Source organism: Streptomyces sp. NPDC093149 (genome assembly GCF_044754145.1).
Lineage (GTDB): Bacteria > Actinomycetota > Actinomycetes > Streptomycetales > Streptomycetaceae > Streptomyces.
Map to the genome: position 1 here is coordinate 35,244 of NZ_JBIVON010000008.1, position 20,352 is coordinate 55,595.

Genomic DNA, 20,352 nt, shown 5'->3' on the forward strand with positions numbered 1-20,352 from the left:
TCGGCCCGCTTCTCTGCGTCGCGACACCGCAGGGCCCTGTCCACTCTTCCCGGACAGGGCCCTGCGGCATTTCCGGGTCCGCGCAGCCGGGGTTGTCCGACGGCGGGCCCCATGCTCCCGGGCGCCCCATGCGGTCATCTGTCAAACAATTACGAAATCAGCGCGAGATATTGCGTCAATCTATCGGCGATGGTTGAGTGTGCGACGCCCCGCAACGCATCGGCAGTGGGGCGACCTCCACGTTCATGCCCGAAGGGGACCACCCATGAGAAGTGCCCGGTTCCGCCGTATCCGCCGCGCCAGCGCGGTCACCCTCGTCTCCGCGCTCACGCTGACCGCGCTCGCCGCCTGCGGCACGAGCAGCAGCAACAACGGCAGCGGTGCATCCGACGGTGGCGGGTCGACCGACCCCGCCGCCCCCCTGGATCCGAAGACCAAGGTGACGCTCACCATCGACTGCATGCCCCCTGCGGCGAAGGCGGCCGAGCTCAAGGAGTGGAAGGAGGACGTCGCCGAGTTCAACAAGACGTACCCGAATGTCACCATCGAAGGACGCTCCACACCCGGCCAGTGTCTGGAGCCGCCACGCTTCACGGCGATGCTCAAGGCCAAGTCCCAGCCGGACGTGTTCTACACCTACTTCACCGATCTGCCTCAGGTTCTCGACAACGACGGTGCCGCGGACATCACCGCCTACGTCAACGACAAGAGCGTTCCCCTGCTGAAGGACATCGATCCGAACGTCCTCAACTCGCTCAAGCAGGACGGCAAGCTCTACGGCCTGCCCACCAGCAACTACACCATGGGCCTGCTCATCAACCGCAAGCTCTTCCAGCAGGCGGGCCTGGACCCCGACGCCCCGCCGCGCACCTGGGCGGAGGTCCGCGCGGCTGCGAAGAAGATCGCGGGCCTGGGCAAGGGCATCGCGGGCTTCGGCGAGTACAGTGCCGGCAACACGGGCGGCTGGCACTTCACCGCGCAGATGTACAGTCTCGGCGGTGCAGTCGTCGACGCGAGCGGCAAGAAGGCCGCCTTCAACAATGAACTCGGCAAGCAGGTCGCCGAGAACCTGCACGCCATGCGCTGGCAGGACGACAGCATGGGCAAGACGCAACTGCTCAAGTGGGGCGACCTGCAGAAGCAGATAGCCGCCGACAAGCTGGGCATGTTCCTGGCCGCACCCGACGACATCGCGTACATGGTCCAGCAACTCGGCGCCAGTTACGCGAACTTCGGGATGGGACCGATCCCGGGCGAGAGGAACACTCTGGCCGGCGGCAACAACTACATGGTCAAGAAGGGAATCTCCGGCGACAAGATCAAGGCCGCCGTCGCCTGGTTGAACTTCAAGAACCTCACCGTCGGCAAGGGGCAGTTCGAGTGGGCCCGTACCAAGGCCGACAAGCTGCCCGTGGGCGTTCCCCAGCCCAACTTCTGGCTGAACGAGTCCAAGACCAAGGACGACGCGGCCCGTGTCCAGTACGCCACCATGCCGGTCGCCAACTTCAAGACGTTCATGGACAACCCCGTCGCGGGCAAGGCGGAGCCGCCGAAGGCCCAGGAGGTCTACAAGGTCCTCGACAACGTGATGTCGGGCATCCTCACCAACAAGGACGCCGACCTCGACAAGCTGCTCGCCACTGCCGAGGCGCAGGTCAACCAGGTCCTGGCCAACCAGTGACCGGCACCGGGGGCCGGCCTGCCGGCCCCCGCGTCCCGACCGCTCCCCGACCGCGCTCCGGCACTCCCGCACCGAGGAGGCGACAGATGTCGGCCCCCACCATCTCCACCACGAACATGGCGAACAAGCCCCACCGCTCCCGGCATCACGGTCGCGGGCCGGGGCCGTCCGGCGGCACCTTCGCCAAGCACCTGCGCCGCAATCTCACCGCCCACGGCTTCCTGATCGGTGCCGTGATCTGCTTCTCGTTGTTCTCCTGGTACCCGATGGTGAGGGAGTTCCTGCTCGCCTTCCAGAAGACCGAGAGCGGACGGACCACATGGGTCGGCCTCGCCAATCTGAGCACCGTCTACCACGACCCCGCCTTCTGGCAGGCCTGGCGCAACACACTGCTGTTCACCCTGCTCGCGCTTGTCCTCGGCTTCGCCGTCCCGTTCGTCGTCGCGGTCGTCCTCAACGAGTTCCGGCACGCGCGGGGGTATCTGCGTCTGCTGGTCTACCTGCCGGTCATGCTGCCACCGGTCGCCTCCGTACTGCTCTTCAAGTACCTCTACGACCCGGGGTACGGCCTGCTCAACGAGATCCTCGGCTTCTTCGGTCTGCCCGCGCAACAGTGGCTCCAGGACCCGGACACCTCCATGCTCTCCGTGGTCATCGCGGCGACGTGGATGAACATGGGCGGCGCGACCCTGATCTACCTCGCCGCACTGCAAGGAATCCCCGGCGAGCTGTACGAGGCCGCGGAACTGGACGGCGCCGGTCTGTTCCGCAAGATCTGGCACGTCACCATCCCGCAGACCCGGCTCATCCTCTCGCTCCTGCTGCTCATGCAGGTCATCGCGACCATGCAGGTGTTCGTCGAACCGTTCCTGCTCACCGGCGGCGCGGGCCCCGAGGGGTCGACCACCACCGTCGTCTACCTCATCTACCAATACGCCTTCAACTTCAACAACTACGGCGCCGCGGCGGCGCTCGGTCTGGTCCTCCTCGTACTGCTCGCCGGTGTCTCGGCGACGTACGTGAAGCTCAGCCGCGCCGAGGACGAGTAGGACCGGGGGATACGACGGATGTCCACACGCACACTCATCTCACCGGCCCAACTGGCCAGGCCCCGGGGCAGGATCGCCTACTGGGTGACCTTCGCCCTCGTCGTCGGTCTGTTCACCCTGGTGTTTCTCGGACCGCTCTACTGGATGGCGTCGAGCGGCCTCAAGTCCACTCAGGAAGCCGTCCAGATACCGCCGACCCTCGTCCCCGGGTCCTTGGAGTCCGGGAACTACTCCCGCGCGTGGGAGGTGATGGACCTCTCCCGGCTCCTCTTCAACACGCTGTACTACGCCTTCGGCGCCCTGGCCTTCCAGCTGATCTTCGACGTGGCGGCGGCCTATTCGCTCTCCAAGCTGCGGCCGCTCTTCGGCAAGGCGATCCTCGGCATGATGCTCGCCACCCTGATGATCCCGGCGACCGTGCTTGTCGTTCCGCAGTACCTCACGGTCCTGGACGTGCCGCTCGTGGAGCGCAATCTGCTGAACTCCCCCTGGGTGATCTGGCTGCCCTCGGTGACGAACGCGTTCAACATCTTCCTGCTGAAAAGGTTCTTCGACTCCATCCCGAAGGAACTGCTGGACGCCGCCTCCATGGACGGAGCCTCACCGATGCGCACACTGTGGTCGATCGTGCTGCCCATCTCACGGCCGATCCTGGGCGTGGTCTCCATCTTCGCCGTGGTCGGGGTCTGGAAGGACTTCCTCTGGCCGATGCTCACTCTGCCCGACCCGGCCATGCAGACGCTCAACGTCGGCATCTACTCACTCTCCAACGGCGTCCCCGAGAACGTGCTGATCGCCGCGCTCACGATCGCGTCCCTGCCGACGCTGCTCATCTTCCTGATCTTCCAGCGCAACATCATGAGCGGCCTCACCGCCGGTGGCCTCAAGGGCTGACAGCCCGTGCGCACCCGCACCGAGCATTCCCGCCCCCGCACACGTCCCACCCTTCTCGCACCTCCATGAAGCCTCCGCCGCCGGCCCGTTCCCCGGCGCCCCGCTGTCCGGGCCGACGGTGGAGAACCCCCTGCCCGAAAGGACCCTCACGTGGCAGCCCCTCACTCGGAACGCACCGACGACTGGTGGCGCAACGCCGTCATCTACCAGGTGTACCCACGCAGCTTCGCCGACGGCGACGGCGACGGCACCGGGGACCTCGCGGGCATCCGGGCGAAACTGCCCTACCTCGCCGAACTCGGCGTCGACGCCCTGTGGTTCACACCCTGGTACGTCTCACCACTCGTCGACGGCGGCTACGACGTCGCCGACTACCGCACCATAGACCCCGCCTTCGGGACACTCGCCGAGGCCGAGAAACTCATCGCGGAAGCCCGCGAGTCCGGTCTCCGGGTGATCGTCGACATCGTCCCCAACCACGTGTCCGATCAGCACGTCTGGTTCCGGGCGGCCCTGGAGGCGGGGCCCGGCAGCCCCGAGCGCGAGTTGTTCCACTTCCGGCCCGGCCGGGGCGAGAACGGCGAACTCCCGCCCAACGACTGGCCCTCCCAGTTCTCCGGACGCACCTGGACCCGCGTGCCCGACGGTGAGTGGTACCTCCACCTCTTCACCCCGGAGCAGCCCGACCTCAACTGGGCGCACCCGACGGTCCGTCAAGAACACGAAGAGATACTGCGCTTCTGGTTCGAGCGGGGCGTCGCGGGCGTACGGATCGACTCCGCGGCACTGCTCGCCAAGGACCCGGAACTCGCCGACTTCGTCGAAGGCGTCGACCCCCACCCCTACATCGACCAGGACGAACTCCACGACATCTACCGGTCCTGGCGCGCCATAGCCGACGAGTACCAGGGGATCTACGTCGGCGAGGTCTGGCTGCCCGATTCCGAGCGCTTCGCCCGCTACCTCCGCCCCGACGAACTGCACACCGCCTTCAACTTCAACTTCCTCGCGTGCCCATGGCAGCCGGACCGCCTGCGGCGCACCATCGACAACACCCTGGCTGAGCACGCCCCGGTCGGCGCCCCCGCGACCTGGGTCCTGTGCAACCACGACGTGACCCGGACCGTGACACGGTACGGCCGCGAGGACACCGGATTCGATTTCGCCGAGAAGGCTTTCGGGACGCCCACGGACCTGGACCTCGGCACGCGGCGCGCCCGGGCCGCTGCCCTGCTGACCCTGGCGCTTCCCGGCGCCGTCTACGTGTACCAGGGCGAGGAACTGGGCCTGCCCGAGGCCGATGTGCCCCTGGACCGAATCCAAGATCCGATGCACTTCCGCTCCGGTGGCACCGACCCGGGACGCGACGGCTGCAGAGTGCCGCTCCCGTGGGTCGCCGATGCGCCGCACAGCGGTTTCGGCTCGCAGGGCGAACCCTGGCTGCCGCAACCGGAGGACTGGCCGTCCTACGCCGCCGACCGGCAGATCACCGACCCCGCCTCGATGCTGACGCTGTACCGCGAGGCGCTGCGGCTGCGACGTACCGTCCCCGGCTTCGGGGACGAGTCGCTGACCTGGCTGCCGTCCACGCCGGGAGTCATCGCCTTCGGCCGGGGTCATGGCCTGACCTGCGTCGTCAACCTCGCCACCGAGCCCGCAGAGCTCCCGGCCCACACAGACGTCCTGCTTGCCAGCGGCCCCCTGGACGACCGGGGCCACCTCCCCCAGGACACGGCGGTGTGGCTGCTGGCCTGACCCCCACCGCCGAACCGCCCCGCCGCACCGGTTCGGGCTGGTGCCGGCCTCCGGCCGCAGCCAGTTGCTGACATCGACAGCCAGAACGGAGGACTCCGGCAACTCCCCGACCGCGTACCGGAAGCCGCGCATTCCGTTTGCCTGCTCCCGGCCGCGACCGGCATCGTGGCCGGGCTCGGACCGGCCGGACGCCTGGTCGGGCGGATGCACGAATGCGACTGGCAGGCTCAGGACGTACGGTCCGTTCCGGTGGTCACCGGAACGGACCTCGTGCAGGACGAGATGAGCAGCGGGGAGATCCCGGGGCGGGCCCGACGCCCGCCCCTCGCTGAGCGAGGCTCGTCAGGCTGTCTTGCAAGGTGATGTGGGGGAAGTACTCGGCGTCAAGAACGAGGCCCGCAGGGCCGATCACCGCGACCATGCCCTCATCGCCATGCCGCCCACTCCTTCACCGCGAACCGGTCCCCGACGCGACGTACTTGGGCTGCGCCCGGCCCGGGGAGGTGCGCGGGGAACAGCAGGGCGCCCCGGTCCACGGCCTCCCCCAGCACCCGGCGCCGGCTGTCCCGTGCGCGAGGTTCGTCCTCGTCGAAGCCGGGGCAGTCGTCCGGCTCCACGATCTGCAGTGGGCTGTGCAGCAGGTCCCCGACGAACACCGCCCGGTCCGTGCCCGACCGCAGCCATACGACGCTGGAGCCGGGCGTATGGCCGGGAGCGGGCTCGATACGGAGCTGGGCGTCGATGTCGTGGTGGTCGCCCTCCCACAGCACGGTCTGCCCGGCCCGGTGCACGGGGGCGACGCTGTCCTCGAAGACGTTGGCCATCCGTGGGCCGGAGCGGGTCCGGTGTCCGTTGGCCGGGTTCCAGTAGTCGAAGTCGGCGCGCGAGATGACGTACTGGGCGTGGGGGAAGGTCGGTCGCCACTCTCCGCCGTCCGTCAGGCGGGTGTTCCAGCCGACGTGGTCGCCGTGGACATGGGTGCAGATCACCGTGTCGACGTCCTGCGGGCGGACGCCTGCCGCGGCCAGCTCACCGAGGTAGTGGGTCTTCAGACGGTGGAAGGACGGCATGGCCGGTCGCTCCCGGTCGTTGCCGATGCCGGTGTCGATCAGGATCGTCCGGCCCTCGCTGCGGATCAGCCAGGTCTGGATCATCAGGTGGACCTCGTCGGCGGCCGGGTCCAGGAAGGTGGGAGCGAGCCAGTTCTCGTGTGCCTGCCAGTGCTCGACGGGCACGTCGGGGAAGACGTAGTCGCGGGCGCGGCCCTTGGCGGGCAACTCCACCACACGGGTGATCTCCGCGTTTCCAAGCACGATGGTGTCCATGCCCCCAGCCTGCGTGCCGAATGACGCAGGCGCTATCGGTCGCATGACCACACCTGGAAGGGAGCGGGATGCGGCGCGATGCGCCCGCTCGGCGACGCACCGCACCGGGTTGGAGTCGGACAGTGACCATGAGGGGACCGGAGAGTGCGGGGCTCGATCCCGAACCGAACCGGGTTCCTCCGCCGCGACCGGATCCGCGTACTTGCGCAGGTCCCGCAACACCCCAGGTGCAGACAACCCGCGCCTCCTCGCCTTCGACCGGACCACAGATCGGTCGCACGAGGTGCGAACGCGCGAGAGTGGGGCCCCTGAGAAGCTCACGCGAACAGCACAACCTTCTTCGCTTCATTCACGTCCCGGTCGTGGGTCGTTCCCCAGTCGCACGTCCGGGTACGGACGTTCAGCGGCATCTTCTCGGCGAGGGGGCGTACGACCTGCTTGTGCTGTCCGAAGGCGCCGGCGAGTCGCCTGCGCGGATGCCGTCGGCACGCAGGAGGGCGAGGACGATACCGGCATGGACGGGATGTCGTCGAAGCCCCGCCCGGCGAGCGCGATCAACAGCTCACACTGAGCGGAGAGGAGCCCCGGGCGAGCGAGCGTGCCGAGATCCGATTCCATGGTCTGATGCCCGGTCACCGACCGCCCGCTGGGCTCGGACATCGTCACCTCACCCCCGGAGCGACGTCGCGTCCGTTGCTTGCGCTCCGGAAGGCCTGGGCATAGCTTCAAAAGTAGTCACCAAACTTGACTATCGAGTTTAGCGACCAATGAAGCTGCGACTCACCTCCCCAAAGGAGCGGAACATGAGCGAGCGCAGCAGGTTCCTGGAACCGATCACCCGCGAGAACGTCGCCGTGGTGCTGGTGGACCACCAGGTGGGCTTGTTGTCCGGCGTCCGGGACATCCCCCTCGGTGAGCTGAAGCACAACGTGGTGGCGCTGGCACGCGCGGCGACCGTGTTGGGCATCCCGCTCGTTGTCACCACCACCGCAGCGGACAGCATGTGGGGGCCGACCACCGCCGAGCTGGTCCAGGTGCTGCCGGCCGGACAGAAGATCATCGACCGCAGCACGGTCAACGCCTGGCACGACGACCGGGTCCGCGGAGCCATCGAGACCACCGGCCGACAGAAGCTGATCTTCGCCGGGGTGTCGCTCGAAGTGTGTGCCGCGCTGCCCGCGATCTCCGCGACGGCCGCCGGGCACGACGCGTACGTCGTCGTGGACGCCTCCGGCACGTTCAGCCAGGCCAAGCGCGAGGCCGGACTGCTGCGCATGCAGCAGGCGGGCGTCATCGTCAGCGACTACGCCACCCTCATGGTCGAGGCCCTGGCCGACAACGCCTCCCCCGACGCCGGCGCCCTCTACGCCGCCCTCGACATGCCGTTCGCCGTCCTGGTCGGTCAGATCTCCGCGGCTCACCACGTCTGAGGGCTGCCCGGAAATCCGCGGTGGAGCGGCGCGCGGCGTCGGACTGCCGTTCCTCGCCGCGTCGTCGCCGGTCGCGAGGACTCCCTCCTCCGCCTTGCTGTCCCCGGCACCGAGCCCCGCGCCTGCGTGAACTCCGCTGCGGGGTTCATTCAAGTGAACGGAGGAACCGTCCGGGTGCGACCGGGGGCATCACCGCCCCGCCGTGCATACGATCCGGGTCACGGACCGTCCATGTATCGACACTCGTTCCCGGCCGGGCGTCACCCGCGCGGCCGCACGGTTCCCCTGGGGAGTGACGTGACCCGGCTCAGCACCCGTTTCCCGCCGACCTTGACGGCCATTGGTCTGGCGCTCACCGTGGCCGGGCTGTCCGGCGGCGTGGCGCACACACCGACGGGGTTCTACCGCGCCGCACACAGCCCCGCCACGCAGGACGGCCACCCCGCCTCAGGGGGCACGGGGCCCCTGCTCCAGGACCCACCGGAGCTCGTCAGCGGCGGCGGCGTGCTCAAGGCGGCCATCGTCGTCGAGCGGCGCAAGGTCCAGGTCGGCGACCGCCGGTTGTACGCGACGACCTACAACGGTGCCTACATGCCGCCCACGTTGCGCGTGCGCCCAGGTGACCGCATCGACCTGACCATGACCAACAAGACCGACAAGCACACCAACCTGCACACGCACGGACTCATGGTCTCGCCGCGCTCCCCCGCCGACAACATCTTCATCTCCATCAAGTACGGGCAGTCGTACCACTACACGTACAGGCTCCCGCGCAATCACCCCACCGGTACCTACTGGTATCACTCACACGCCGACATGCTGTCCGCCCCCCAGGTCGCCGGTGGGGAGTCGGGCATCATCGTCGTCGACGGCCTGCGACGCCAACTGCCGCCGTCGTTGCACCACATCACCGAGCACACCATCGCGCTCAAGGACTTCCAGGTCGAGGGCGACGCGATCAAGACCCACCCCCTGAGCATCGGCGCTCCCACCAACCGCACCGTCAACGGCCAGCACAACCCCGTGATCCGCATGCGGCCGGGCGAGACCCAGTTGTGGCGGCTGGCCAACATCGGCGCCAACATCTACTACAAGCTGCACCTGCCGGGCGTCCGCTTCCATGTGATCGCCCAGGACGGCGTTCCGGTGGGCAGGATCTACGCCAAGGACACGCTGCTCATCCCCGCCGCCTCACGCTTCGACGTCCTGGTCCAGGGCGGTGCTCCCGGCACCAATCGGCTGGAGACACTGCCCTACAACACGGGCCCGGCCGGCAACCAGCTCCCCCGGGCCGACCTCGCGACCGTCGTCACCGGCGGCACTCCCCTGCCACGGACGACGATCCCGAGCCGCTTCGCCCCGCAGGAGGACCTGAGCGACGCGAAGATCACGGCCCGCAAGACGATGGTCTACACGGAGAACACAGCGGGCACCGTCTTCTACATCAACGGCCGCACGTTCGACCCGAAACGGACCGACTTCACCTCCACCCTCGGCACCGTCGAGGAGTGGACCGTCCGCAACGACTCCGACGAGGACCACAGCTTCCACCTGCACACCGACCACTTCCAGTTGATGAGTATCAACGGAAAGACTGAGGACCCCTCCCACAGCGTGTACGACACGGTGAACGTGCCCAGGCGTGGCGCCATCGTCATCCGCGTGCACTTCAGGGACTTCACCGGCAGGACTGTTCTGCACTGCCACATCCTCAACCACGAGGACATGGGCATGATGTCCGTCCTCGACATCGTCCCGCCCCACACCCCTCACCAGAAGACGCCCGGCAAGTGATCTCCGACGGCCGACGACACATGGGCCTGCGATGCCGCCGGCCCCGGGGGAGGTTGCCCGTCGGCGCCGACACGGGGCCGGGCACCTGCTCCGCGGTTTGCATCGGGAGGACGAACCGCTCGGCTTGCCGTTCGCCCCGGACCGGGGCGCGCATGCCGCGCAAGGCGCAGTCGTGTAGCAGGCCGGCCGAGGAATCGGCGGATTCGCGGGAGCCGTCGGCCGTCGCGATCAGTTCCTTGGCGCCGTCCGCGCGCACGCCCCTGCCGACCAGCGTGCAGGACGTCGCTTGCGCGCGGCGGCTGCGATCGCGCAGGCCGCCGTGGTGACCTTCCGGGGCCGGTGGTGGCCGTTGCGCACCACCGGCTGCTTCATGGGCATGTTCTCTTCCTCTGCCTCCAGCACCACCGGCCCGACGACGAGTCGACTGCCTTCCCGATGAGGTCTGGCTGGCGCAGAGCTGCGTCGATGGGCACGATTGGAGGAGGACCGGCGGGGGCTTCGCGTGCGTCGTTGTTCGGCCGGATGCAATGCGCGCGGACCTCGCGTGAGTTCTCCGGACTCGACGGCTCCACCCGGCCGAGTTCCGGGACGTTCCGGCTCCGCCGGACAGGCAGTGGGCGGTGCCCATTCCGTCGCCCAGTCTGCGGGCCGTCCGGTCGGCCCTGGCTGGCGGCCTCGGTGCTTGTTGGCGGTGCTGGTGCCGGTGTGTCGTGGACAGAGATACAGGGGCGAGAGGCAGGCCACGGGGCTGCAGTCCATCAATCCGGAACGGCAGAGGTGAGCGATGGGGCATACCGCCGGGACAGGGCCGGTTCGCCGGCTGGCGGCAACCCTGTCCGCGGGACTCGAACCGGCGTTGTTGGCCACTGCGGCAGCGGCCCTCACGGCCGGTGGTGTGGCCTGGGTGGTCGGCGCCGGCAGCCTGGCTGACCTGTTCTGGGGCCTGGGCACCGTATCCGCCGTCGTCCCGGCGGTCGGGTGGGTTCTGGCTGCGTTGCACCGCGGTCGGTCGGGCGTGGACCTGATCGCCGTCCTGGCCCTCGGCGGCACCCTGGCGGTGCACGAGTACCTGGCGGGTTCTCTGATCGCCCTGATGCTTGCCACCGGCCGCACGCTCGAAACCGCCGCTCAGCGGCGGGCCTCCCACGACCTGCGGGCCTTGCTGGAGCACGCTCCCCGCACGGCCCGTCGACGCACCGACGCCGGGGTGCACACCGTGAAGCTGGCCGAAGTGGGCGTCGGCGACCTGCTCGTGGTGGGCCCGGGCGAAGTGGTTCCGGTCGACGGCCGCCTGGAGAGTGCCGCTGTCCTCGACGAGTCGGCTCTCACCGGTGAACCCCTCCACGTCGAGCGGGCGCCGGACGAATCAGTGCGCAGCGGGGTGGTCAACGCAGGCGGTGCCTGTGAATTGCGGGCCACCGCTGCCGAGCAGGACAGTACCTACGCCGAGATCGTGCGGCTGGCGCAGCAGGCCGGTGCGGAATCCGCCCCCGTGATCCGCCTGGCCGACCGGTATGCAGCCTGGTTCCTTCCTCTGTCCCTCACGGTGGCCGGACTGGCCTGGCTCCTGAGCGGCTCCGCGGTCCGGGCAGTCGCGGTCCTGGTGGTCGCCACCCCGTGCCCCCTGCTGCTGGCCGCACCGGTCGCGATCGTCTCCGGCCTGTCCCGTGCCTCCCGCCTCGGCGTGGTGATCCGCGACGGCGGCGCGCTGGAGAACCTCGGCCGCGCCCGCACTCTGTTGCTCGACAAGACCGGAACCGTCACGGGTGGCCGTCCGCGCGTTGTGGACGTCGCTGCCGCACCGGGGTGGAAGCCCGCCGAGATACTGCGTCTGGCCGCCTCGGTCGACCACTACTCGCCGCATGTGCTGGCCCACGCCATCGTCGACGCCGCCCGGGAACGCGGGCTGGAACTGTCGGTGCCCTCGGACGTCACGGAGGAGCCGGGCCGAGGCGCCTCGGGCACCGTGGACGGGCACCGGCTGTCGGTCGGCCGTGTCGACACTCAAGATGCTCCCCCGGCCTGGGCCCGGGCCGTGGACAATCGCGCGCTGCTCGATGGCGCGGCCGTCGCCTGGCTGAGCGTCGACGAGCACTTGGTCGGCGCCATCCTCCTGCGTGATCCCATCCGTCCGGATGTGCCCAGGACCCTGCGACACCTGCGTACGGCCGGCATCGAGCGAATCATGATGCTCACCGGCGACCGTGCCGAACCGGCGCACGAAGTGGCCACCGTCCTCGGCCTCGACGGCGTACGGGCCGAACTCGACCCGGCGGACAAGGTTGCCGCGGTCCGTGCCGAACGCGACCGGGCCATCACCGTCATGGTCGGCGACGGGATCAACGACGCCCCCGCGCTCGCCGCAGCGGACATCGGGGTCGCCATGGGCGCCCGCGGTTCCACCGCCTCCTCCGAGGCCGCCGACATCGTCTTGACCACCGACCGTGTGGACCGCCTTGCCGACGCCGTCGCCATCGCCGGACGCGCACGGCGCATCGCCGTACAGAGTGCGCTGGGCGGCATGCTGATGTCGTTGGCCGCCATGGTCGCAGCCGCCGCCGGCCTGCTCCCGCCCGCCGCCGGCGCCCTGCTCCAGGAGGGCATCGACGTCGCGGTGATCCTCAACGCCCTGCGTGCCCTGCGCGTCGACCGGACAACGCGACCGGCCCTCACCCCGGCCGCTGAAGCGCTCGTTCACCGCTTCGCCGCCGAACACGACGACTTGCAGGATGTCCTCGACGCCGTACGCGACGCCGCCGACCGTCTCTGCGACAGCCCCGACCGCAAGGCCCTGGCGGCCGTCGAGGAGACGCACCGGCTGCTCACCGAACGGCTCCTTCCGCACGAGTACGCCGAAGAGCACCAGCTCTACCCCGCACTTGCCCCGACGCTCGGCGGCCCCGAGGCCACCGCCACCATGAGCCGCGCCCACACGGAGATCGAACGCCTGGCCCGACGCATCGCCACCCATCTGCGCCTGGCCCGCGCCGACGGTGGCCTGACACCTGATCAACTCGGTGACTTGCGCTCCTGCCTCTACGGGTTGCACACCGTCCTGCGACTGCACTTCGCCCAGGAGGAAGAGAGCTACTTTTCACTGACACCGTGACGCACAGGCAGGCACGGACCACCGACGGATCGCCCGTGCTCATCGAGCTCGACTTCCGCCTCGTCCGGCACCGCGAACCGCCCCGTCGGCGCCCACCGGCTCCGCAGGTGCTGTCGATGGAGGGCCAGGGCTCCGTCGTTCTCGCGGTTGCCCCGGAGCCGCAGGTATGGGCTCGATACTCCAAGTCGGCGGTGGTGGGCGGTTCGTGACGGGCGGCGGATACGCCTCGCGGCTGTTCCGACATCATGATGTGAGCCCGAGGATTTGGAACGGGCGTTCTGATCGTCGTGCTGGGGTGGGGGGTGCGTAGAAATACGTGACTTGCCACTGCTGTTCGCGGTGATCGTTCTCAAGTCTCTGAGAGAGTCGCTCAGTCGGATACGATCTCGACCATGTCCGAGCCCCACAACAAGCAGTTGACAACCGAGAACGTCGAGGCGAGCGCGCTCGCGTCTGCCGTGTACCAGGCGTCTGCACATCTGCATCGCGACGCGGAACCGGCCGTGCGACGGCAGCTGTTGGCCTTGGACGCGGCGCGCTACGGGGACCGGGAGTTGGCTCAGCGCTTCGCCGCAGGCGAGGGAGAGGGGGAACCCGGTTCCGCGTGGCACGTGCAGTGGGCCACGGGTTCGCAGGTGGCGCCTCGACTGTGTGCCGTTATCGAGGGCCAAGGCGGTATGTCGTGGACGGAAGCGGTGGCGACGGGGACGGCGGGGGACCGCCCGATCGTGGCCGTCGCCGGTCTGGACGGCCAGGTGCCGGTATGGGACCTGACGACCTTCGAGCACCTTGGTGAGGTGCGGGTCGCGGAGGGCGGCGACGTGCTCGCTGTGGGAACGGCGGCTGTGCAGGGCCGTTCCGTCCTGGTCACCGGCGACGAGGCAGGCCGCGTGCTGATGTGGGACCTGGCCACGTTCGAGCAGGTCGGCGAGCCGATGACCGGCCACAACGGCGGTGTCACGGCCGTGGTCACGGCCGAGGTGGACGGCCGCCCGGTCGTCGTCAGCGGCAGCTTGGACGGCACGGTGCGGGTGTGGGACCTTGCCGTCGGCGAGTGCGTGCTCAGTCTTTCGGCTGGGGACGAGGTGTTCGCGATGGCGACGGCGGTGGTGGCGGGGCGTGCGGTGGCCGTCACCGCTCCCAGCGGCTTCGATGCCACGTTGCGGGTGTGGGACCTGGTTACTGGCAGGCAGGTCGGCAAGCCCATGATCGGCCACAAACATCAGGTCGGACGGATGGTGTCCGCTGTGATCGGGGGCCATCCTCATCTGGTGACCGGCAGCATGGACGGCACCGCGCGGGTGTGGGATCTGACCACCTGCGAGCAGGTCGGTGAGGTGCTGAAGGACTGCGACGATCACATGGTCGCCGTGGGGGTGGTGGCGGTGAACGGGCAATCCCTGGTACTTGCCGGCGGTGGGGAGCCCGTGGTGCGGGTGTGGGATCTGGCCGACCGCCGCCTGGTTGAAAGGCTCGTGGCCGAGCACGTCCCCCGGGTTGCGGCGATGGCGACGGCGGTGGTCCGCGGCCGGCCCCACGTGGTGACCGTGGACTTCATGGGCACGCTACGGGTGTGGGACTTGAGCAGCGACCGGTTGGTCGGCGCGCCTGTCGTCGGCCACACCGACAACGTGTACGCGATGGCGACCGCCGTGCTGGACGGCCGCCCGGTCGTCGTCACCGGCGGCGTGGACCGGACGGTGCGGGTCTGGGACGCGGACACCGGCCTTCCGGTCGGTGAACCCCTGATCGGCCACGACGGCCCGGTGTGGGGGCTGACGGCCTGCGTGCTCGACGGCCGTCCGGTCGCGGTCAGCACCAGCAGCCACCATCGCATCGACATCCGGGTGTGGGATCTGGCCACCGGGAAGGAAGTCGGCGAGTCCATCGTCAACCGCACCGATCCGGAGCCGGCCGCACCGGATCCCAACCTCCCGCCCTGGCTCGACCTCCCTCAGGGCCCTCACAGCCTCACCACTGTACGGACGCTGTCAGAGGTGATGATCGACGGCCGTCCCCACATCGTGACCGGCGGCGACGACGGCAAGCTGCGGGTCTGGAACCTGACCACGCGGGAACAGACCGGCGACGCGCTGAAGGGCCACACGGGCCGGGTGCGTGCCGTGGCGACGACGGTCGTGGACGGCAGCCCGGTCGCCGTCAGCGGCAGCTACGACGGCACCGTGCGCGTGTGGGACCTCGCCACCGGCCGGCAGATCGGGCAGCCGATGACCGGCCACACCAAAGCGGTGCGTGCCGTGGCGACGACGGTGCTGGACGGCCGTCCGGTCGCGGTCACCGGCAGCAGCGACGGCACGGTGCGGGTGTGGAACTTGACCACCCGGGAGCAGGTCAGCGCTGTTCTGACCGGCGACGCATACCCGGTACGTACGGTGGTGACCGTGGTGCTGGACGGCCGCCCGATCGCCGTCGCCGGCAGCGGAACCGCCAACGTCACCGACTGGGACGCCGACAGGGAACTGCTCGATCTCGACGACGAATATATCGACGTCGGCACGGTACGCCTGTGGGACCTCACCACCATGCAGCCGTTCTGCCCGGATCTGGTTACCCCGGCGGGCGTCAAAGCCGTCGCCATGACCCCGGACGGCCGGCTGGCCGTGGGCTTCGGCCACGAGGTCGCAGTGCTGGGCCCACTGTGAACGACGTTCTGGCCACCGTTCACGACATCGACTGGGCTCAGCGTTGCAGAGCTTGGGCCGGCTGCCCTTGACGCAGAACACGAAGTCGGCCTTGCGTCCCATCAGGTAGCGGGCGTCGGGCCCGCTGTGTGTGCAGGGCGTCGGCGGTAACCACGCACCCGGCGATGTCGATGGCATCCAGCAGCCCCTGATGCAGGTGATCTCGTTGGTTTTCGCGCCGACATCGGTCTGGGCCGGCACCAGCCCGTCATGGGTCGCGGCGGCCAACAGGTCTGGGTCCGCACGACCTGCAGTCTTCGCCCCGCGCACCGCCTTGCCGCCCACCCCGATCCCGACCAGCGGCTCCGGTCCGCCTTCGACGTCCTCAGCGGGCTCGCAGTCCTGGCCGAGGTTGCTCAGCCCTGGTGGCCGCCCCGCAGGGTCTTCTCAAGGAGCGCGAACGACTTGGGTGCACCGCCCGGCTGCGGCTTGCCCGTCTTGTGGCCGACGAGCCGGTAGCCGTCGTCCGAGTAGTACGTGTTCAGGCGCACGTTGCCGGCCAGGCAGTCCAGACGTACGTACTCCCGCCCCGCAGCGGCCACGCGGTGCTCCGCAGCTCGCAGCAGCAGCCGCCCCGTTCCCGGCCGGGCAGTGCTGCGGTCCACCATCAGCCGGTGCACATAGCCGGCCACCGGCGGCTGCGGTCCCCAGGCCTCCTCGTCAGCCCACCACAGTTCCCAGGCCCCGGCCGTGCGCCCCTCGGCCTCGGCGAGCCAGACCTCGCCGGTCGCCATGATCCGGCGGAAGTGGTCCTCGTCCAGCTCACCGGGCTGCCACTGGCCGGTATTGCCCTGGGCGATCATCCAGCGGGCAGCGTCGTCGCGCAGGCGGACGAGAGTGGCGAGGTCGGCTTCGTCGGCGAGGCGGAAGTGCAGATCGTTCACGGCGCGATCCTCGCACGTGTGCTCGATGCTGCGTCCACCGACCGAACGAGGGACGCCGCGGCCGCCCACTGCCCTCCCTCCAGCCACAGTCGGGTAATTGCTTGCCGACTGTGGCTGTCCTGTCTCGGACATCTTCGGGCAGGGTGGGGCGGTGACCTGTGCCTACGGTTGAGCGGGACGAGTTGGCGGTCGATGTCCCGCTCAACCGTGGGCAGCCTGATGGTTCACCCGCGCAGCCGGGCCGGCAGGCGCCGTGGAGCCTGCCGCAACGTACTGGCTGCCATGGCTCGGGGAGCCGGTTCGGGCCGTCCGACTTGTTGGGCGATCCGGTACTTGTCTGCCTCGCGGATGAGTTGCTGAGAGCGGATCCGGTGCATGTCGCTCGCTCCTACTGCTGAAGCTCCATGACGTCGGCGACCACACAGCTGACGTTGTCGGGGCCGCCGGAGCCGTTGGCGAGGGCGATGAGTTCGCGGACCGCCTGCTCGGGCTCACCGGTCTCTGAGAGCACGCGGCGGATCTCCCCGGTCGACACGACGGTGGACAGACCGTCGGAGCAGAGCAGGTATCGGTCTTCCTGCTGTGCGTCGTGGAGGCGCATGTCGGCAACGGCGTCGGCTCCTTGGTTCAGAGCTCGTATCAGCAGCGACCGCTGGGGGTGGGAGGCGGCTTCTTCCGGGCTGAGGCGCCCTTCGTCGACCATCGACTGCACCATGGTGTGGTCGTGGGTGATCTGGAACAGCTCTCCGTCGCGCAGGAGGTAGGCGCGGGAATCGCCGATGTGGACGAGGGCCAGCTGCGATCCGGTCCAGAACATCGCGGTGAGTGTCGTGCCGGCCTTCTCGGGGGAGGAACCGCCCCCGGCGACGCCGTGGACGGCCTGCTTGGCCTGTTCGATCGCGTCTTCAAGGACGTTGAGGAGATCGCCCGCCGGGATACTGCCGGTTTCGAGGTGCTTGAGTGCGTCGACGGCGGCTGCGCTCGCGGGGGCTCCCTGGCTGCCGTAGCCGTCGGCGACAGCGAGCAGGCGGGGCCCGGCGTAGGCGGTGTCCTGGTTGCTCCTGCGGACAAGGCCTGTGTCGGACAGGGCGGCGTAACGGATTTCGAGGGGCGTGGCGGCAGGGGACATGGCAGGGTCCTTCCGGGACAGATGGTCGATGAGGAAGGTGGCGAGGTCCCGCCGTGCGGCGGTGTCGGCTTCGACCTGGGCCCAGAACGCGCGGATCTCCTGGGACGCCTGGCCTGCCTCCAGCGTGCAGACCTGCTGGATCCGGGCGAGAGGCATCCCCAGGCGTCGGAGCCAGGCGACCAGTCGGGCCTGGTCCAGTTGCTCCGGTGCGTAGAGGCGGTAGCCGGTCACCGCGTCGACGCGAGCGGGGGTCAACAGACCGAGCTCGTCGTAAAGACGCAGCGCCTTCGGCGACAGCCGGGACGCCTTCGCGAACGTCCCGATGGTCAGCAGCCCCATGCTCGTTCCTCCTCATGCCAGGCACGTCGCCCGGCCTCACTGATGCTGTGGGCTCCCCCAAGGTGAAGGTCAACCAACGGCTCTGCTCGGTCCCGTCCGATGGTCTCCCACTCGTTCGGGGAGCGCGTGATCAGCCGAGGACACCGGTCCGTCGTCGGGCCTCGATGCCCCGCTGGGCGGTGGGTACGGGTGTGCCTCTCGGAGCGTTCAGGAGGCGTTCGGCCGCCCACGCGCCGCGCTGGGTTGAGGAACGCACGCCCGTCACGAGGTCGCCTTCCCAGCGGCCCGGGACAGCGCGATCCTCGGCCTCGGCGGGGCAGGCAGGTCTGCCGCTCAACCGCCTCCGTGACGGCAAGGGCCTGCTGACGCCCGCATGCGCTATGATTGATCTTGGAAGTCCGCCGCAACTCACGGCGACTGACGCTGCGTTGGTGGTCCAAGGAAAGACGCCCCGCTTCCTGCGGGGAAATGCAGGTGCAAGGCCTGCCCAGCGCTCGCTCGCGAGGCCCTTCCCCCATCAGGGGAAGGGCCTCGTCACATCCCTGCGCGGACTTCACCCACAAAGACCCTGCAACAGTGACCGCGGACGCATGGCAGCGTGCGCGCACGAGCCGGTGGCCAGCGGACCGTACAGGACCACTCCCTGCGATCCCACCCCACATGCGCGGGTCGGAACCGATGACTCAGCGGGGCGTCGGCGATGTCTCCGGCGCCCCGCCCGGTGCGGGCACCGGGGCAGACGAGACAACCCCGGTGCCGGCAACGCATCTCTGCCGCGGTGGGAGCGGTTCTCAGCGGACCGTCACGTTGAAGACCGGCGAGGCCGTGGCGCCGCTGACGATACGCAGGTCGTTCTTGCCCTTCAGTCCGAGTTTGACGCCGAGCGAGTAGGAGCCGTCCCGCGAGATGCTCGTGGACGCGGGCAGGCTGACCCACTTGCCGTGCTGCTTCTGCTGAAGGGTCACCTTGCTGCCCGCCTTGAGGCCGGTGGTCCGGCCCGTGACCCGGAACAGCTGCCAGGCGCGGACGGAGGACACCGACGGCTTGGCCGTGATGCCGGGCCCGGCGGGCACGGCCTTCTGGGCGACGGCGACCGGAGTTGCGTTGTGTGCTGCCGGGGTTGCTGCCGTCGCGGTACCCGCGAGGGCGAGGGAGGCCGCGCCGAGGACACCGACGACAGCTGTGCGCAGGGAGCGCCGCTTCGAGACCATCACAGTTCTGCCCCTTTCTATGATGAGAACAGCCTTTCGCGCCATAGGGCACCTACGTGCCGATTGGCGTAGTCACTAGAAACGACGGCGCAGCGGGGGCAGACGTTCATCGGGTATGTGTCGCTGTCTTGTAACAGCCGAGCGAGCCCGAGGGCGATGACGCCAGGAGCAGCTCGGCGTTGCCGCGAAGCCACATCGACGCATGGAGCACGACTACCGCGGGATGAAGCAGGCCCTGGGCCCGGCCCGCTTCGAGGGCCACACCTGGAAGGCCGGTACCACCACGTCACCCCCGTCTCCTTCGCGCACGCCTTCCGTGACCGTTGCTGACGGAGAACGCGACGACCCGCCGGGCTCCCGGCGGGTCGTCAGCGGCACGTGTTCAGGCACACCTCGGGGAAAGTCCATGCCAACGACGTCCGGTCGAAGGGCTGTTACGCAGCCGGGTTTGCGATCAACCGGGTGCGGAACTGTGCCGGCAGGGCACCCATGCCTTCCCGGGCTCCTCCCCCGCGCAGAGCATCCGCGCATGCTCGGGCGGAGCCAGATACAGCCCGATCACGTCGCGGAGCTTCTCGCTGAACTGTGGGGCATTCGGTGCGGAGGACCGGGACCAGTTACGGCACAGCCCTTTGGCCCTGGGTCAGGCCCTCGCGATCTTCCTGCCCGGCATCGGCTCCGCGAGTGCTGTCCGCCATTCAGGCGCACCGAAAGCGTCCGCGAAGTACTGCGTCTCGTGCACCACATGCCCGTCGGTGAATTCCATGATGCTCACTGAGCAGGTGGGCACCCCGTCGTACGTGATGACACACTCGCTCACCCACAGCTCCCCACTGCCGACGATCCGGTGGACGGTGAAGTGGCGACTGGCGGGGTGCCCGCCACGTTGCGCCGAAATCGCCGTTCGGCCCCGGAATCTTTCACCTGACTGGGGGTAGTCGAGAATCGCGTCCGCAGCATAGATGGCGTGCTCGGCTTCGGTGTCCCCACGTTCCGATGCCTGCCAGTGTTCCTCAAGTGCGGCCCTGGTCCGCGTATCAGGATCCATCG

General features: G+C 69.0%; 14 protein-coding genes and 1 pseudogene. 9 read left to right on the forward strand and 6 right to left on the reverse strand.

Annotation, left to right across the window (positions count from 1 at the left end):
* Positions 1 to 265: 265 nt before the first annotated feature.
* The 4 genes from ACIQCZ_RS23835 (at position 266) to ACIQCZ_RS23850 (ending at position 5,379) form a co-directional block, all read left to right on the forward strand.
* Complete coding sequence (locus ACIQCZ_RS23835; protein WP_402284707.1) at positions 266 to 1,681, forward strand: extracellular solute-binding protein; 1,416 nt, start codon at positions 266 to 268, stop codon at positions 1,679 to 1,681.
* Positions 1,682 to 1,767: 86 nt separating this feature from the next.
* A complete protein-coding gene (locus ACIQCZ_RS23840; RefSeq protein WP_402284708.1) occupies positions 1,768 to 2,730 on the forward strand; it encodes a carbohydrate ABC transporter permease in 963 nt (320 codons plus the stop codon).
* An 18-nt stretch (positions 2,731 to 2,748) separates the two neighbouring features.
* A complete protein-coding gene (locus tag ACIQCZ_RS23845; protein WP_402284709.1) occupies positions 2,749 to 3,624 on the forward strand; it encodes a carbohydrate ABC transporter permease in 876 nt (291 codons plus the stop codon).
* Positions 3,625 to 3,774: 150 nt separating this feature from the next.
* Positions 3,775 to 5,379 (forward strand): glycoside hydrolase family 13 protein, encoded by a 1,605-nt coding sequence (locus ACIQCZ_RS23850; RefSeq protein ID WP_402284710.1) that lies wholly within the window; start codon positions 3,775 to 3,777, stop codon positions 5,377 to 5,379.
* Between the two features lie 425 nt (positions 5,380 to 5,804).
* On the opposite strand, the gene ACIQCZ_RS23855 is transcribed toward ACIQCZ_RS23850, so the two are convergent.
* Entirely contained in the window at positions 5,805 to 6,704 is a 900-nt protein-coding gene (locus tag ACIQCZ_RS23855; protein WP_402284711.1) for an MBL fold metallo-hydrolase, read from the reverse strand.
* 803 nt (positions 6,705 to 7,507) lie between these two features.
* Here ACIQCZ_RS23855 and ACIQCZ_RS23860 point away from each other — a divergent pair.
* Entirely contained in the window at positions 7,508 to 8,134 is a 627-nt protein-coding gene (locus tag ACIQCZ_RS23860; protein WP_402284712.1) for an isochorismatase family protein, read from the forward strand.
* 297 nt (positions 8,135 to 8,431) lie between these two features.
* Complete coding sequence (locus ACIQCZ_RS23865; RefSeq protein WP_402284713.1) at positions 8,432 to 9,928, forward strand: multicopper oxidase family protein; 1,497 nt, start codon at positions 8,432 to 8,434, stop codon at positions 9,926 to 9,928.
* Positions 9,929 to 10,070: 142 nt separating this feature from the next.
* Here the strand turns inward: ACIQCZ_RS23865 and ACIQCZ_RS23870 are convergent.
* Positions 10,071 to 10,208 (reverse strand): annotated as a pseudogene (locus ACIQCZ_RS23870) (IS256 family transposase); the annotation flags it as partial.
* A 504-nt stretch (positions 10,209 to 10,712) separates the two neighbouring features.
* Here ACIQCZ_RS23870 and ACIQCZ_RS23875 point away from each other — a divergent pair.
* The 3 genes from ACIQCZ_RS23875 to ACIQCZ_RS23885 all read left to right on the forward strand — a co-directional run bounded on the left by ACIQCZ_RS23875 (position 10,713) and on the right by ACIQCZ_RS23885 (position 15,700).
* Positions 10,713 to 13,037, forward strand: a complete 2,325-nt coding sequence (locus tag ACIQCZ_RS23875) for a heavy metal translocating P-type ATPase (RefSeq protein WP_402284714.1) — start codon at positions 10,713 to 10,715, stop codon at positions 13,035 to 13,037.
* The gene (locus tag ACIQCZ_RS23880) at positions 13,034 to 13,246 is read left to right on the forward strand and encodes a hypothetical protein (RefSeq protein WP_402284715.1); all 213 of its coding nucleotides are present in this window, start codon (positions 13,034 to 13,036) and stop codon (positions 13,244 to 13,246) included. Before ACIQCZ_RS23875 ends, ACIQCZ_RS23880 begins: the two co-directional genes overlap by 4 nt.
* A 183-nt stretch (positions 13,247 to 13,429) precedes the next feature.
* Positions 13,430 to 15,700, forward strand: coding sequence for a WD40 repeat domain-containing protein (locus tag ACIQCZ_RS23885; RefSeq protein ID WP_402284716.1), 2,271 nt, complete (start codon positions 13,430 to 13,432; stop codon positions 15,698 to 15,700).
* A gap of 395 nt (positions 15,701 to 16,095) precedes the next feature.
* Here the strand turns inward: ACIQCZ_RS23885 and ACIQCZ_RS23890 are convergent, their stop codons facing one another.
* The 4 genes from ACIQCZ_RS23890 to ACIQCZ_RS23905 all read right to left on the reverse strand — a co-directional run bounded on the left by ACIQCZ_RS23890 (position 16,096) and on the right by ACIQCZ_RS23905 (position 20,350).
* On the reverse strand, positions 16,096 to 16,623 hold the full coding sequence (locus tag ACIQCZ_RS23890) for a GNAT family N-acetyltransferase (protein WP_402284717.1): 528 nt from the start codon (positions 16,621 to 16,623) through the stop codon (positions 16,096 to 16,098).
* A 388-nt stretch (positions 16,624 to 17,011) separates the two neighbouring features.
* Positions 17,012 to 18,091: a MerR family transcriptional regulator gene (locus ACIQCZ_RS23895; protein WP_402284718.1), complete on the reverse strand. Its 1,080-nt coding sequence runs from the start codon at positions 18,089 to 18,091 to the stop codon at positions 17,012 to 17,014.
* A 791-nt stretch (positions 18,092 to 18,882) separates the two neighbouring features.
* Entirely contained in the window at positions 18,883 to 19,302 is a 420-nt protein-coding gene (locus ACIQCZ_RS23900; RefSeq protein WP_402284719.1) for a hypothetical protein, read from the reverse strand.
* Positions 19,303 to 19,945: 643 nt separating this feature from the next.
* Positions 19,946 to 20,350, reverse strand: coding sequence for a nuclear transport factor 2 family protein (locus ACIQCZ_RS23905; RefSeq protein ID WP_402284720.1), 405 nt, complete (start codon positions 20,348 to 20,350; stop codon positions 19,946 to 19,948).
* Positions 20,351 to 20,352 lie beyond the last annotated feature (2 nt).